A 15,301-nucleotide genomic window follows, 5' to 3' on the forward strand; every position below is an offset into this window, starting at 1 on the left:
TTGGGGGTAGACCTAGACAGTCTCTCCTATGGTAAAGTCAACCTGTTCGTATTGTGGTGTCGGCTGTGGCGTGTTGGTTGATAAAGACCGTAACGGTCAGCTCACGCTTCAGGGCGATCCCAGCCACCCCGGCAGTAAGGGCATGTTGTGCTCGAAGGGCATGAACCTGCATTACACGGTCATGGATCAGTCGGACCGGCTGCTGTACCCGCAGATGCGCTACAACCGGAGTATGCCCCTCGAACGGGTGTCGTGGGACGACGCGCTGGACCGGGCGGCTGCCGTGTTTAAATCCCTGATCGCCAAATACGGCCCCGATTCGGTCGGTTTCTACGCATCGGGGCAGTGCCTGACGGAAGAATATTACCTGATCAACAAGCTGACGAAAGGGTTTCTGGGGACGAACAATCTCGACACCAATTCGCGGCTGTGTATGTCGTCGGCGGTGGTGGGCTACAAGCAGACGCTGGGCGAAGACTCGGTGCCGTGCTCCTACGAAGACATCGACCTGGCCGATACGCTGCTGGTGGCGGGGGCGAACCCGGCCTGGTGCCACCCGATTATTTTCCGGCGCGTCGAAGCCCGCAAAGCGGCCTTCCCCGATTTCAAGCTGATCGTGGTCGACCCGCGCCGGACGCAGACTGCCGTGATGGCCGACCTGCACCTGCAAATCAAACCCGGCACCGACATCACGCTCTATCACGCCATCGCGCGGGGCCTGATTGACCGGGGGATGATCGACCAGAATTTTATCGACAACCACACCGACGGCTTTGACTCGTTCAACGAAAAAGTCCACGAACGGACGCTGAAAGAAGCCGCTTCGATCTGCGGCATTTCGCTGGAAGATTTGAAATGGGCCATCGAATACATCGGTCGCTCGAAAGGGTTTATGAGCATGTGGACGATGGGCCTGAACCAAAGTGTGGTCGGTGTCAACAAAAACGTGTCGCTCATCAACCTGTCGCTTATCACAGGGCAGATTGGTAAGCCCGGCGCTGGACCGCTGTCGCTGACGGGGCAGCCCAACGCGATGGGCGGGCGTGAAACGGGCGGCATGGCTAACCTGCTATCAGCCCACCGCGACATGGCCAACCCCGCCCACCGGCAGGAAGTAGCCGACTTCTGGGGCGTCGACAGTGTACCGGCCAAACCCGGCCTGACGGCGACCGACATGTTTGCCGCCCTGCGCGACGGGCGCATGAAAGCCGTCTGGATCGTCTGCACGAACCCGATGGTCAGCCTGCCCGACTCAAAAATTGTCGAAGAAGCCCTGCAAAACGCCAAATTCGTGGTGGTACAGGATATTTCGAACCGGGCCGATACCGTCGCCTACGCCGATCTGGTGCTACCGGCGGCTGGCTGGGGTGAAAAAATCGGCACAATGACCAGTTCGGAACGGCGCGTGTCGTACCTGAACAAATTTGCTGAACCACCGGGCGAAGCCAAACCCGACGCCGAAATCATTTGGACGTTCGCGCAGAAAATGGGCTTCGGCGACGCTTTTCCCTACACGCATCCGTCGCAGGTTTACGACGAACACGTACGACTGACGACGGGCACGAACATCGACGTTACGGGCCTGAGTCACGAGCGACTCCGCACGGGTGGCACCATCCAATGGCCCGTTCCGACCACTGAATCGACCGGTACAGCGCGACTGTTCACGGATCATCAGTTTTATACACCCAACTGCCGGGCGCAGATCAAAACGGTGTCCGACGAAAATCACTCCGAACCCACCACACCCGACTTTCCGCTCGTGTTGACCACCGGTCGCATCCGCGATCAGTGGCACACAATGACCAAAACGGGCAAGGTCGCCAAGCTGAACACGCACATCCCGAAGCCGTTCCTGGAAATTCACCCGAAAGACGCCGACGAGCGCGGCATTCAGGACGGCGACCCGGTCGTGATTACGGGCCACCGGGGCGAAGTACGGGTCAACGCGACCGTGACGAAAGACATCCGGCGGGGCGTAGTGTTCCTGCCGATGCACTGGGGCAAGCTCTTCAACAAAGGCTTCGCCCGCGCCAACAACGTCACGAGTTCGCTCTACGACCCCGTCTCGAAAGAACCGGATTTGAAGTTTTCGGCCGTGCAGGTCGCGAAAGTCGCCATGCCTGCCCGGCGCATCCTGATCGTCGGGGCCGGTGCTGCCGCTACGCGCTTTGTCAGTGCCCACCGCGCCCTCAACGTTGACGACGACATCCACGTCTTCAGCCGGGAGGTGAACCCGTTCTACAACCGCGTCATGCTCCCCGACTACGTCAGCGGAGTCAAATCGTGGGACAAGCTGGTGAAGCTCACGCCCGACGCCGTGGCCGATCTGAACGTAACGCTGCATACCGGCGTCAGCATCGACACCATCGACCGCGACGCCAAAACGATCACCGATTCAACCGGCGCGGTTCACCCCTACGACGTGCTGCTCCTGACCACCGGCAGCCGGGCGTTTATGCCTGCCGAATACAAAACCAACCTGCAAGGCGTGCTGACGATGCGTACCCGCCACGATGCCGACGACCTGCTGGCTCAGCTTCAACCCGGCGACCCGTGCATGATCGTGGGCGGTGGCCTGCTGGGGCTGGAACTGGCCGCGTCGCTGCGGGAGATTGGCGTGCGGGTCTACGTCGTACAACGCGAAAACCGCCTGATGACCCGCCAACTCGACGAAGTCGCCAGCGAACTGCTGTATCAGGAACTGACCGACCGGGGCATTGACATTCTCTACAACGAAAGCATTCGCTACTACGTCGGTGAAAAGTCGGTCGAGGGTGTACACATGGCCAACGGGCAGACCATTCCCGTCAAAGCCGTCGTGTTTGCTATCGGTACGCAGCCCAACGCTGAACTCGCCCGCGCGGCTGGCCTGACTGTTAATCGGGGTATCGTCGTGAACGAATACCTGCAAACGAGCGATCCCAGCGTTTTCGCGGCCGGTGAGGTAGCCGAAATGAGCGGGCAGCTATGGGGCATCACGGCAGCGGCCGAAGAGCAGGCCGAGGTTATCGCCCGACACCTCAACGGCGATCTGGTTAACCACTACGCCGGTTCGCTATCGATGAACATCCTGAAAATGGACGGGCTGAACCTGTGTTCGCTGGGCATTCCATCGGCACCGGCGGGGGCCAAAGGATACGAGGAAGTGGTGTTCATCGACCGGGCCAAACGCTACTACAAAAAGTGCATCATCCACCGCGACCGGCTTGTTGGGGCGATTCTAATCGGCGACAAAAACGAGTTTCTGGAGTACAAAGACCTGATTCACAACCGCACCGAACTGTCGGACAAGCGGCTGTCGCTGCTTCGGTCGGGGCAGGCGCCCAAACCCGTGCTGGGTAAGCTGGTCTGTTCGTGCAACACCGTCGGCGAAGGCAACCTGATCGAAGCCATCAAAGGGGGTGCTACCGAGTTCGGTAAACTTTGCCAGACGACCGGTGCCGGAACCGGCTGCGGCTCCTGCAAACCCGAAGTCAAAGCCATCCTCGACCGGGTTGGCAAGAAGGCAGCGGTCGGGGTGTAGACCGACAAGAATTACGTAGTTTTGAGTAAAGCTATTGACATGGGAAAGGCCCTTTCAGGCAGAATTAATGTGGCTATTCAACAGGAACGTGGCTTCCGCTATCCGCCATTACCCCCTCCCACTCTTCCTGTGTCTCTCATCGATTCGCCTGACCGATTGCTAACTATTGACTAACCCATGACGTCGCTCCGTATTCTCACACAAGGCGGTAGCCTTGCCCCCAACGACCTCCGGCAAATCGCTGGCTGGGCGCAGGACTATGGCCTGACAACGCTGGAAGTGAGCAACCGGCAGGAAATTCTGCTCAACCCGCCCTCGAAAACGATTCGCGAAGACCTTGCCCGGCGTATTCAGGCGCTGGGACTGCTCACCGACGAAGCCGATCCGCTGGCGCAGAACATTGTGTCGTCCTTACCCGCCACCGACGTTTTCGCTGATACCCCCTGGCTGACAGCGGGCGTGTATCTGGACGTGCTGGCGCAATTTCGGGAGGTAAGCCCCCGGCTGAAAATCAACTTCATCGACCCGGCTCAGTCGCTGGTTTCGCCGTTTACGGGTAATGTCAATTTCGTGGCGTCGCCCGAAGCGGGATACTGGTATGTCTTTCTGCGGCCGTCGGGGAGTGTACGCCGGTACGCGTGGCCGATTCTGCTGGAAAGTGAGTCGATCGGCGCGTTCGTGCGGGTAGTTGAGAAGTATTATTTTCAGAACGAAGTCGATACGGGGGTGCGGGCGACAGCCGAAACGTTCTACCGGGCGGTGATGGCCGATTTTCAGGGCAACACCCGCAAGGTGTCGCAGGAACTGATCCTACCAGACAGCACCATGCCTGTTTATGAAGGATTCCACCGGGGACCATCGGGTAACTACTGGCTGGGCCTGTTCCGTAAATCGTTTACGTTTCCACTGGGGTTCATAGAAGCCCTCTGCGACCTCTGCCGCGAAACCCGCGTGGGGCAATTGTATCTGACGCCGTACAAGACGTTGCTCATCAAGGAAATCCGCGACGCCGACCGCCCCGCCTGGGACCGGCTGCTAGGCCGTTTCGGCATCCGCACCAACGTTCCGGCGTGGCACCTGAACTGGCAGTTACCCAATACTGACGACCACGCGATTGCGCTGAAAAACCAGATTCTCAACCAACTGGACGATACCGACGTACGGACGGATGAGCTGAGTTTTGCCGTGAAAGTACCGTTTTCGGAAGCAGCCGCGCAGGTTGTGATTCAGCAGAACGGTAGCCCTGAATCGTTCGACATCTATCAGCGGGCGAGTCATTCCACGACCAATGCGCAGTACGTGCTATTCGCCAAAAGCCAGTCGCTGGGGCAGCTTGGCGAGTCGATTCGGCAGTTGTCATTGGCATATTACGAGCGACTCAGCGCACCCGTCAGCCCTTCCTTCGCCGACGATGACAAACCTGCCGAACAGCCAAAACGGCTGGTCCATCAATGCCCCGGCTGCCTGAGCCGCTACGACGCGCAATACGGCGAACCGCACCGGGGCATCACGCCCGGCACGTCATTCGGGGAGTTAGCAACAGACTATACGTGCGACGTCTGCGAAGCTGAGAAGGGTTTGTTTGTGGAAAAGTGGCTGGTGTAAGGTTATCCAGGGAAGCAGTGCCATAAATGCATCGAGCCGCAGGCAGGCGATAACCGGAAAATCGTGTTCACGAATCTGGTTGAAATGACGATCATTCGTGACAATGTAGTTTGCACTAACTGCAAGCGCGCAATCGACAAACTTGTTATCATCATAGTCGGTGGTGATAATCCCCCACTGGTAATACACTGTGCTTAGAATAGTATTGGGCTGACGATTGATCAATTCCAACACGTTGCGGGCAATAGCGGGCGTGGTCCGGGCACTCAGAATTTCTTCGTACTCGGCAAGAATTGACGTACTGACGGCAAGTTCAAACCGTTCACTTCGATAGGCATCAAAAACAGGTCGATACGCCGACACTTTAGGCAAAATGGCGAGCAAACAGTTCGTATCGAGCACAATTCGCATCAATCAGGCCGGTAGGGTGTTCGATTATGTTCAGTAGCCCATTGTTCAGCCACGGATGCATCCCAGCCGTTTTCGGCAAACAGTTGATCCATATCCTGGTCGATTTTTTGCGCGAAATAATCCGTTAGTAGCTGACGAATCTCAACTAGTTGATGCTCCGGTATTGGCCGGGAGAACGTTTTTAATAATTCTAATTGCAGCGGTGTAAGCATAAAGCAATATACAAATTTACTGGTTATCAGTTTATCTATCAGTAGCGTCCACTAGTACACCATGCGACCATGGGTACAGGCTGTGTCGGACAAGCATTAAATGGTAAACCGTTACTTTTACGTATCAACTAAATTATCCCGTATTACATGGCCGAACGCATTAGCTACGGCAAAACCTGGTGGGGCCAACAGTGGCTCAACGCGCTGACCCAGATTGATGAAGAGAGTCGGATTCCCCGTGGTAAAACCTACGCCAACAAAGGAGCCGTTCAAAGCCTGAAAATTGACGCCAATCTGATCAGCGCGTCAGTGAAGGGAACAAAACCACGGCCTTACAAGGTAAAGCTGACCGTACCCCTATTCACCAGTTCGGAAAAAGAAGCGCTGCTAGCGGAAATCAGCAACAATCCCGCAATACTGGCGCGGCTGTTGAACCGGCAGTTGCCGGAGGAACTGGTACAGTTTGCGGACGCCCGCAAAATCCCCCTGTTTCCCGCTTCCTTCGATGATTTGGGAATGGGCTGTTCCTGTCCTGATTACGCGGTCCCCTGTAAGCACCTGGCGACTGTCATTTACGTCATTGCCAATGAAATCGACCGGAATCCGTTTCTGGTGTTTCAGCTAAAAGGGCTGGACATTCTGGATGAGTTGAAGAATCAGCAGGCCGACGTACTGGTTGGCGGGATGGAAAGCGTACTGCTTTTGCGCGAACTGGGTACTGACGACCTGCCCGACGACGAAGACTGGCGACCCGACACCGACGCCCGCAAACAGCTCGACTTTGCCACCATTCCGCCCCTGTCCGAGAAACTTCTCGATCTGCTGCAACCCGACGTTACGTTCACAAAAAGTGATTTCCTGAAGTCGCTCAGCAGGGCGTACACGTTGTTCGGCAAAGCGGCCAACGAACAGACCAAAACCACCAGTCCGGTAGCGGCAGCGCGTGGCCGAAAGCCCAGGGCCGCAGCCAAAGTCACGGCTAAAACGACCGCCGAGCAACCCGAAACGCCCAGCCCGAGCGACAGCATCGAACTACAACTCGACGAGTTGATGGAGGTGAAAAAGGTAGGCGTGTTTTCCGAACACGGTGAACAACGCGCCTTTGCCGATTACGACATCAGCGATCTGACCGACTGGCTCGACACGCTTACCGAAGCCGACTTCGCGGAGATGAGCGATTCAGTACGGGCCCTGTACCTCGCGCACCAGTTTTCGGCCGCCCTGCTCCGCCGGGGAGCCGTGGTGCCGCAGTTGCTGTGTTTGGGCGTAAAAGAAGAGCAGTATCGGGTTCGGTGGCTACCAGCGACGCTCAACGACGCCGTACGGACGCAAACTGATTTGCTGGCCCTGCAACTACCGCCATTGCTTCTCACCCTGCGCTGGCAAAAAGACTGGCTTGCCTTTACCGGACGCGAACAGACGCTGATGCTCTGTTCGTTGTTGATGCGCCCACTCGTTCACGACGCCACGGTTGAACTGTGGGAACGCTGGCCGCTGGAAGATGCCGACCGGCTTTTTTTCGGGGTCGAAACAGTCCGGTTTGAGGGGTTTGGCAAGCGGGAGATGCCACTGGCCATGCAGCTCTGGCTCAACGACTTTTTCCTGACCCACAAACGGTTCGTACCCGTGCTGGCGGTGGAAGACAGCGAACTGGGCGAAGAATTCCGGGTTAGCCTACTCATCCGCGACAACGACGCCAAACCCGTCGCGCCGGAACCTGCGCCGAAGTCGGGCCGGTCGACGAAAAAGGGGGCAACCACACCCACCGTCGTTCCCCCGATACCGCTGGCCGACATCCTGCGCGACAAAGCCCACGCCGGTATTCGCATGGCCGTGTTGCAGGATCTGCTGGTACTGTCGCGGCACTTCCCCGACTTGGCCCAGCTAACCAAAGCCGACGGTGAAGCGTACCTCTACTACAAACCCGACGACTTCGTCAAGATCCTGCTCGACACGCTGCCCCGGATGCAGCTACTTGGCATTTCGCTGCTGCTCCCAAAATCACTCCGGCACTGGGTACGCCCGTCGGCGGGTGGGCGGCTGCGGGCCAAAGCGAAAGCCACGGCCAGCAATGCGTTTATGCGGCTGGACGATATGCTCACCTTCGACTGGCAGATTGCCCTCGGCGAGGAGATGGTGGGCGTGAAGGAGTTTCAGAAGCTGGTCAACGATTCGACGGGGCTGGTCAAGATCAAAGATCAGTACGTATTGATCGATGCCAATGACCTGAGCAAGCTCTATAAGCAACTCGAAACCCCGCCCGAGCTGACCGGTGCCGACCTCCTCCGGGCGGCTCTGTCGGAAGAATACAAAGGCGGGCGGCTGGGGATTCCGCCTGATGTGCGCGAAATCATCCAGCAGTTTACCGACGCGCAGGCGCAACCCCTTCCTGACGCCCTCAACGCCAGCCTTCGCCCCTACCAGCAACGCGGTTATGACTGGCTCGTCAAAAACACCGCCCTTGGCATGGGTAGCCTGCTGGCCGACGACATGGGCCTGGGAAAAACCTTGCAGGTCATTACCCTGCTGTTGAAATTCAAGCAGGAAGGTCGGTTTAAAAAGCAGAAAGGTCTGGTTGTGCTGCCCACTACGCTGCTAACCAACTGGCAGAAGGAAATCGCCCGTTTCGCCCCTGACCTGCGCCCGCACGTCTACCACGGTCCCGGCCGCAAGCTTCCCGACGACGCGAACTACGATCTGCTGCTGACGACCTACGGCGTGGTACGTTCTGACCTGGAATCGCTTAAGAAGACGACCTGGGCAGTGGTGATTATCGACGAAGCGCAGAACATCAAAAACGCCGATACGGAACAGACCAAAGCGGTCAAAGCCCTGAAATCACCGATCCGCATTGCCCTCAGCGGTACGCCCGTCGAGAACCGGCTGTCGGAGTTCTGGAGCATTATGGACTTCGTCAATAAGGGCTATCTAGGCGGGCTGACCAAGTTCAATGAGGAGTTTGGCAAGCCGATTCAGCAGGAACGCGACCGCCAGAAACTCGATCAGTTCCGGCGCGTAACGAGTCCGTTCCTGCTCCGGCGCGTCAAAACCGATAAAACGATCATCAGCGACCTACCCGACAAGATCGAGAACAATCAGTTTTGCGCTCTCACGACCGAGCAGGCAGCCCTGTACCACAGCGTGGTCGAAGAAAGTATCCGGGCTATCGAGGAGAAAGACGGCATTGCCCGGCGCGGCTTGGTGTTGAAGCTGATGACGGCCCTGAAACAGATCGGCAACCACCCACGTCAGTACCTGAAAGAAGGCGACGCGACACCGTCATTATCGGGCAAGGCGACCCTATTGCTCAACCTGCTCGAAACGATCTACGCCAACCACGAGAAGGTGCTGATTTTTACGCAGTACCGCGAAATGGGTGAACTGCTCCAACAGTTTATCCAGCAGGCATTTGGGCAGCAGCCGCTGTTTCTACACGGCGGCACCTCCCGCCCCGACCGCGATCAGATGGTCGAGCAGTTCCAGAAAAACCGCTCTGACCACACATTTATTCTGTCGCTCAAAGCTGGTGGTACGGGCCTGAACCTGACGCAGGCCAATCACGTCATTCACTATGATTTGTGGTGGAACCCGGCTGTCGAAAATCAAGCCACTGACCGCGCCTTCCGCATCGGACAGACGAAGAACGTACTGGTGTACCGGCTAATGAACCAGGGAACGCTGGAAGAGAAAATTGACGCCATGATCCGCAGCAAAAAAGAACTCGCCGACCTCAGCGTCAAAACCGGCGAAACCTGGCTCGGCGACCTCTCCGACGACGAACTGAAAGAACTGGTATCTTTAGGCTAAACTTACTTTATTCATGCTTATCTACAGCCAGATAACGTTTCAGGAACTACGTCATCGGTTTGGTATTACCGTTGAAAACGAATCGTTTCTACCACCGGTCACGCCAGTTGCGTTGCCTGACTGGCTGCGCGCCTATCTGGCCATCAATCAACTGTCGCCAGCACTGGCCAAATCCGAGAAAGCGGTATCGGAGATGCTAATTGCGCCCGTTCTGTCGGCGGTGAAAGAGAACAATCTCGACAAAATCGCGCTGTTCTCCGGCGAAGCCCTAACGTTACCGGGTGAGCTATCCGGCATCTGTGATTTCATCATTGCAGCCAATCCAAAAGCTTTTTTACCAGAGCCACCTATCATGGTATTGGTCGAAGCAAAGCGTCAGGACTTGTACAGCGGTATTCCGCAGTGCGTAGGTGAAATGCTGGCAGCCCGAAGTACGAATGAGCGAGTCAATATTGATTTTGATGCTGTTTACGGCTGCGTTACAACGGGTAACGAGTGGCTTTTTCTACAACTAAACGGAAACCGTGCCATCACCGATCCGACTATTCTATACTATCCCGAACTAGAAAAAGTACTGGGTGTATTTCAGTGGATAATTAGTCAGTTTACTGTCAAATCCGCAGAAATACGGGCCAAGTAGAGCGATAGATACGCTCAGCCGGACTCGCTTGTTTTTGACTGTAACCTAAATTGGTTGAATTCATTCAATGAATTAACGTTAATTCGTTGAATTGGGCTGGATACGTACCCTGACTTTGCTCTGTAGCTTTATCCAAAGAATACTTCGTAGGTAAAGTTAGTGGTGCACGATGCTTTTACGGATGTACGACATCCGATAGCATGACCTCAACGCGACGTTCCTTTATCAAGACCCTTTCGGCGGCTTCTGCATTGGCGGCAGTACCCGCCATCCCCGGCTTTGCCTACATCCCGAACCTGAAAAAAATTGCGCCCAGCGACAAGATTCGACTGGCGACGATTGGCATGGGTATTCAGGGAAATTTCGACACACTGGCCGCGTTGAAGACGCCCGGCGTCGAACTGGTGGCCGTGGCCGATCTGTACGACGGGCGGCTCGAACACGCCAAGACGGCGTTCGGTAAAGACAAAGCCCTGTTTACGACCCGTGACTACCGCGAAATTCTGGCCCGCCCCGACGTCGACGCGGTAATCGTCGTAGTACCCGACCATTGGCACGATCACATCACGATCGCGGCTCTGAACGCGGGCAAACACGTGTACTGCGAGAAACCGATGGTGCAGCACCTTAACGAAGGCAAAGCCGTCATCAACGCGTGGAAGAAGTCGGGTAAGACGATGCAGGTGGGCAGTCAGCGGATCAGCAGCGCAGCTTTTCAGGAAGCCAAGCGTATGGTGCAGGCAGGCGACATTGGGGAGATTAATTACATCGAATCCAACAACGATCGGTTCAGCGCCATCGGAGCCTGGAACTACTCGGTACCACCCGATGCTTCAACCCAAACCGTCGACTGGGACCGGTTTCTCGGTGATGCGCCAAAACGTCCGTTCGACGCTAACCGTTTTTTCCGCTGGCGCAACTACCGCGACTACGGTACCGGCGTCGCGGGCGACCTATTCGTTCACCTGATTACGGGCGTACATTACGTTACGAATACGCTGGGGCCGACCCGTATTTTTTCGTCGGGAAATCTGGCGTACTGGAAGGAAGGGCGCGACGTGCCCGACATCATGACGAGCATTATGGACTACCCCAAAACGGCAGAACATAATGCCTTCCAGATGGTGCTGCGGGTCAACTTTGCCAACGCGGGACGTATTAACGACGTGACGCGCATCATCGGCAATGAGGGACAGATTGAGTTCTCGGAAAACAACCTGATCCTGACCAAGAAGAAGCTGCCCGTCGCGCCCGGCTACGGCGGCTACGACAGTTTCTTTACGTTCACCGAACCCGTGCAGCAGGAATTCGTCAAGCAGTACGACGCCAAATACCCGCCCGATACGCGTAAGGCTGAACCCGTACAAGAGGTCAAATTTGAGTCGCCGAAGGACGACGATCCGCACGCCAATCACTTCGCCGATTTTTTCAAGAATGTTCGCGAAGGCAGTCAGGGTACGATCGAAGACCCCGTTTTCGGCTTCCGGGCCGCGGCCCCGGTGCTGGCCTGCAACGAAAGCTACTTTACGCAGAAAGTCGTTGACTGGGACCCGGTTACGATGACACAAACAAATGCCGCTACGAAAGCACCACAAAAGGTGATGGCGAAAAAGAAGAAATAGCGAACAGTATGTTGTTGGTAAGGCGGGGCCACTGCTCCGCCTTACTTTTTGTATATGCCCCCAAAACGCTGGCTTTGGCCGACGCTCGCTCTGTTACTAATTGGCTGGATCGCCGTTGATCTGTCCGTTCCCCGCAAACACAGCATCCGACAGTTTGACCCGTTGGCCGTCGCCCGGCTCGAAACGGCGATGTGGCGGTCGTATTATGACAAGAATCCGGTATTGCTGTTCTGGCAGTTGGCGGGCGGGTTACGGCAACAATTTCACGCACCATTCTGGCGGTCGTTCGGGCTGGGTTTTCAGGCAACCAAAGCGGCTTTCGTGTTCAAACGCGGTCAGTCGAACGCCGATTATCAGCAGGCCCTTCCGGAGCTGACGACCTACTACCACAACATTCAGGAACTGACGGCCGAACCGTTCACAATACCCGACATGGCTCGCGAAGAGCTCAACTGGTGGATCGTCCATCGGCAGCGCGACCGCTATTCGTATGCCGACCTCGCCAACGCCCTCGACACCACGGCCGCCGTGCTGTACCGACAACCGGCGTCGTCATTCACCCGGTACGGACAACTACGGGCCGAAGCCATGCGCCTGTGCGACGAAGCCGGGCGTGGTGCTACCGAGGCCGACTGGCAGCGCATCGAACACGTACTAAACCAGGCATGGGGCGAATTACACCGGGTCGTAGTGGTAAAATCGGCAAATCAATAGACCAGCATCGGCGGTTTACAGTTTATAGATCACGGTTTACGGTGGCCACCGTGGCGCGGTCCGACAGGTCTGTATTCAACGCCCGACAGATACGCCGTAATACGGGTTGATTCTTCTCTATGCAATTAACGATCTCGACTGAAAATCCGCTGGAGTGGCTGGTCAAAACGGCCAATCTGGCTCCGGTTCCGCTGTTGCACGCGCAGGTGATGCCCGTGATGGCCAAAGCGGTGCTGGAAGCTGCCGACAAGGGGGTATTCAAAGCCGCCGGAGCCGGTCCGCAGACGCTCGATCAGCTAACACAGGCTCTGAACCTGAACCGCAAAGCACTCGGTGAACTGTTGGGTCTGTTAACGGCCATGCACTACTTCACCTACAAAAACGAGCTGTTTGAACTGACGCCAATGGCCCGCCGGTTTGCCTTCCCCGACGACCCTATGTCGGTGCACGGCATGATGGTGTTCAACAACCGCGTGGCCTGGCATTGGCTCGATCACCTGGGCGACTACCTCGAAACAGGTAAGGGTATCCACTACCACGACAGCCTGACGACCGACGAATGGCAGTATTACCAGGAAGCGATGGTAGCCGCGACAAGCACGGAAGCCAAAGAGTTTGGCCGTCGAGCACCGGTTCCGAAAACGGCCACGCGGATGCTCGACATTGGTGGGTCGCACGGGCAGCATTCGGTAGTGCTCTGCAAAAAAATACCCGCCCTGACGTCGACCATCCTCGACCTACCCCCGGCCATCGAACAGGCGAGACCCCTGCTGGAACGGCAGGGCATGGGCGACCGGGTACAGTACCAGCCGGGCAACGCGCTCACCGACGATTTTGGCACCGATGCTTATGACATTATCCTGCTATCGAGTCTGGCTCATCACTTCACAGCCGGGCAGAATCAGCACGTGACCGACAAGGTGGCAAAAGCGTTGCGGCCGGGTGGCGTGTTTATCGTCAACGAGTTCATCCGGCCCGAAACCGGCAGCAAACCCGAACTAATCGGCAGCAGCACGGATCTTTTTTACGGACTAAGCAGTACTGCCGGAAATTACTCTATCGCTGAAATACAGGGGTGGCAACAACAGGCGGGTTTAAAGAAGCATAAAGTCATCTGGTACCGCACTCTCCCCGGCCGGGCGATGGTAGTAGCCAAAAAGTAACCGGGTGTACACGTACTTTTGTGGCGACCACCGCGTGGCGTAAACCGTAAACTGACTATCGAAACCCGATCTTATGCCTGCCCCATACAAGCATCTTTTCTTTGATCTCGATCACACGCTCTGGGATTTCGACCGAAACTCCGCTGAGTCGATTGCTGAATTGTATGACACCTTCGCGCTGATCGACCTGGGCATTTCATCGGTCGACACGTTCAGCAATCATTTTATCCGCATCAACAAGCAGCTCTGGGCCGACTACGACAAGAATCTGATTACACACGGCTACATCCGTGAGAATCGGTTTCCGATGGTATTTCAGGCAATGGGCGTCGAGTGTGGTGACATACACGTAGCCATGAACGACGAATACCTTCGCCTGCTACCCCGCAAGAAACACCTCCTCGACTCGGCGCAGGACGTACTCGATTACCTGCACAACCGCTACCAGATGCACATCATCACCAACGGTTTCGCAGACATTCAGGCAATCAAACTGGAAAGCTCGGGCATCACGCATTACTTCGAACACGTCATTACCAACGGTATTGTCAACGCGAAAAAACCCGACCCGGCCATCTTTCGGTATGCGCTGGACATTAGCGGAGCCAACGCGTCGGAGAGTCTGATGATCGGTGATAATTACGAAGCCGACATTCTGGGGGGCAAACGCGCCGGACTCGATACGCTGTTCTACAATCAGGCCGGTACACCCGTCGATGAGCCGCCGACCTATACCATTCAACACTGGCGCGAACTGATGGCGATTCTATAACGCATCAGCACGCTCAAAAAGCCAACGCATGACTTTCGATAACACAACTGCCCTCGTCACAGGGGGTGCCTCGGGGCTGGGCGAAGCCACCGTCAGGATGCTGGCCGCGCAGGGAGCCAACGTCATTATCGCCGATCTGAATCAGGAGCGTGGCTACGCTTTGGCAGACGAGCTGGGCAAGCGGGTACGCTTCTGCCTAACCAACGTCACTGACGAAAGCGACGTACAGGCGGCTATCAACCGGGCCGTCGATACGTTCGGTGGATTGCACATCAACGTCAACTGCGCGGGAGTAGCCGAAGCCCGCAAGACGCTCGGCAAGGTCGATGGCGTGTATGGGGCGCACTCGCTGGCGGCTTTCCAGAAAGTGATTGCCGTCAACCTGATCGGTACGTTCAACGCTATTCGGCTATCGGCCATGGCCATGGAGCGCAACGAACCGAATGCCGAAAGAGAGCGGGGCGTTATCATCAGCACGGCCTCGGTTGCGGCTTTCGACGGGCAGATGGGGCAGGCCGCTTATTCGGCGTCGAAGGGCGGTATCGTCGGGATGACGTTGCCCATCGCCCGCGATCTCGCCCGGTCGGGTATTCGCGTGATGACCATTGCACCCGGCTTGTTCGAGACGCCCCTGCTGGCGTCGCTACCCGAAGAAGCACGGCTATCGCTGGGGCAGCAGGTACCGTTCCCGTCGCGGCTCGGCCGCCCGGCGGAATACGCCCAACTGGCAAAAAGTATTATCGAAAACGCCATGCTCAACGGCGAAGTCATCCGCTTGGATGGCGCTATCCGCATGGGGCCCAAATAGTGCTGATGTAGTTGTGTAGCC

General features: G+C 56.6%; 11 protein-coding genes. 9 read left to right on the plus strand and 2 right to left on the minus strand.

What is annotated here, in order from left to right; translation table 11 throughout:
• Positions 1–28 precede the first annotated feature (28 nt).
• A complete protein-coding gene (locus HH216_RS04600) occupies positions 29–3,526 on the plus strand; it encodes a nitrate reductase (protein WP_169549726.1) in 3,498 nt (1,165 codons plus the stop codon).
• 177 nt (positions 3,527–3,703) lie between these two features.
• Entirely contained in the window at positions 3,704–5,131 is a 1,428-nt protein-coding gene (locus HH216_RS04605; RefSeq protein ID WP_169549727.1) for a rubredoxin, read from the plus strand.
• On the opposite strand, the gene HH216_RS04610 is transcribed toward HH216_RS04605, so the two are convergent.
• Positions 5,060–5,542, minus strand: coding sequence for a putative toxin-antitoxin system toxin component, PIN family (locus tag HH216_RS04610; protein WP_169549728.1), 483 nt, complete (start codon positions 5,540–5,542; stop codon positions 5,060–5,062). The genes HH216_RS04605 and HH216_RS04610 overlap by 72 nt on opposite strands.
• The gene (locus tag HH216_RS04615; RefSeq protein ID WP_169549729.1) at positions 5,542–5,754 is read right to left on the minus strand and encodes a hypothetical protein; all 213 of its coding nucleotides are present in this window, start codon (positions 5,752–5,754) and stop codon (positions 5,542–5,544) included. Before HH216_RS04615 ends, HH216_RS04610 begins: the two co-directional genes overlap by 1 nt.
• 147 nt (positions 5,755–5,901) lie before the next feature.
• Here HH216_RS04615 and HH216_RS04620 point away from each other — a divergent pair, with 147 nt between their 5' ends.
• The 7 genes from HH216_RS04620 to HH216_RS04650 all read left to right on the plus strand — a co-directional run bounded on the left by HH216_RS04620 (position 5,902) and on the right by HH216_RS04650 (position 15,280).
• A complete protein-coding gene (locus tag HH216_RS04620; protein ID WP_169549730.1) occupies positions 5,902–9,561 on the plus strand; it encodes a DEAD/DEAH box helicase in 3,660 nt (1,219 codons plus the stop codon).
• Positions 9,562–9,574: 13 nt separating this feature from the next.
• Positions 9,575–10,201 (plus strand): hypothetical protein, encoded by a 627-nt coding sequence (locus HH216_RS04625; protein ID WP_169549731.1) that lies wholly within the window; start codon positions 9,575–9,577, stop codon positions 10,199–10,201.
• 200 nt (positions 10,202–10,401) lie between these two features.
• Positions 10,402–11,823, plus strand: a complete 1,422-nt coding sequence (locus HH216_RS04630) for a Gfo/Idh/MocA family protein (RefSeq protein ID WP_169549732.1) — start codon at positions 10,402–10,404, stop codon at positions 11,821–11,823.
• A gap of 54 nt (positions 11,824–11,877) precedes the next feature.
• Positions 11,878–12,537 carry a hypothetical protein gene (locus tag HH216_RS04635; RefSeq protein ID WP_169549733.1) on the plus strand — a complete coding sequence of 220 codons (660 nt, stop codon included), beginning with the start codon at positions 11,878–11,880 and terminating at the stop codon, positions 12,535–12,537.
• Positions 12,538–12,656: 119 nt separating this feature from the next.
• Positions 12,657–13,700 carry a class I SAM-dependent methyltransferase gene (locus HH216_RS04640; protein ID WP_169549734.1) on the plus strand — a complete coding sequence of 348 codons (1,044 nt, stop codon included), beginning with the start codon at positions 12,657–12,659 and terminating at the stop codon, positions 13,698–13,700.
• 73 nt (positions 13,701–13,773) lie between these two features.
• Positions 13,774–14,472 (plus strand): YjjG family noncanonical pyrimidine nucleotidase, encoded by a 699-nt coding sequence (locus tag HH216_RS04645; RefSeq protein ID WP_169549735.1) that lies wholly within the window; start codon positions 13,774–13,776, stop codon positions 14,470–14,472.
• A gap of 28 nt (positions 14,473–14,500) precedes the next feature.
• The gene (locus HH216_RS04650) at positions 14,501–15,280 is read left to right on the plus strand and encodes a 3-hydroxyacyl-CoA dehydrogenase (protein ID WP_169549736.1); all 780 of its coding nucleotides are present in this window, start codon (positions 14,501–14,503) and stop codon (positions 15,278–15,280) included.
• Positions 15,281–15,301: the final 21 nt, after the last annotated feature.

This window comes from Spirosoma rhododendri (assembly GCF_012849055.1).
Classification (GTDB): Bacteria; Bacteroidota; Bacteroidia; order Cytophagales; family Spirosomataceae; genus Spirosoma; species Spirosoma rhododendri.

Bases quoted from the DNA above. Each gene is read 5' to 3' on its own strand.
- HH216_RS04600 (WP_169549726.1), top strand. From the start codon at position 29: ATGGTAAAGTCAACCTGTTCGTATTGTGGTGTCGGCTGTGGCGTGTTG.
- HH216_RS04605 (WP_169549727.1), top strand. From the start codon at position 3,704: ATGACGTCGCTCCGTATTCTCACACAAGGCGGTAGCCTTGCCCCCAAC.
- HH216_RS04610 (WP_169549728.1), bottom strand. From the start codon at position 5,542: ATGCGAATTGTGCTCGATACGAACTGTTTGCTCGCCATTTTGCCTAAA.
- HH216_RS04615 (WP_169549729.1), bottom strand. From the start codon at position 5,754: ATGCTTACACCGCTGCAATTAGAATTATTAAAAACGTTCTCCCGGCCA.
- HH216_RS04620 (WP_169549730.1), top strand. From the start codon at position 5,902: ATGGCCGAACGCATTAGCTACGGCAAAACCTGGTGGGGCCAACAGTGG.
- HH216_RS04625 (WP_169549731.1), top strand. From the start codon at position 9,575: ATGCTTATCTACAGCCAGATAACGTTTCAGGAACTACGTCATCGGTTT.
- HH216_RS04630 (WP_169549732.1), top strand. From the start codon at position 10,402: ATGACCTCAACGCGACGTTCCTTTATCAAGACCCTTTCGGCGGCTTCT.
- HH216_RS04635 (WP_169549733.1), top strand. From the start codon at position 11,878: ATGCCCCCAAAACGCTGGCTTTGGCCGACGCTCGCTCTGTTACTAATT.
- HH216_RS04640 (WP_169549734.1), top strand. From the start codon at position 12,657: ATGCAATTAACGATCTCGACTGAAAATCCGCTGGAGTGGCTGGTCAAA.
- HH216_RS04645 (WP_169549735.1), top strand. From the start codon at position 13,774: ATGCCTGCCCCATACAAGCATCTTTTCTTTGATCTCGATCACACGCTC.
- HH216_RS04650 (WP_169549736.1), top strand. From the start codon at position 14,501: ATGACTTTCGATAACACAACTGCCCTCGTCACAGGGGGTGCCTCGGGG.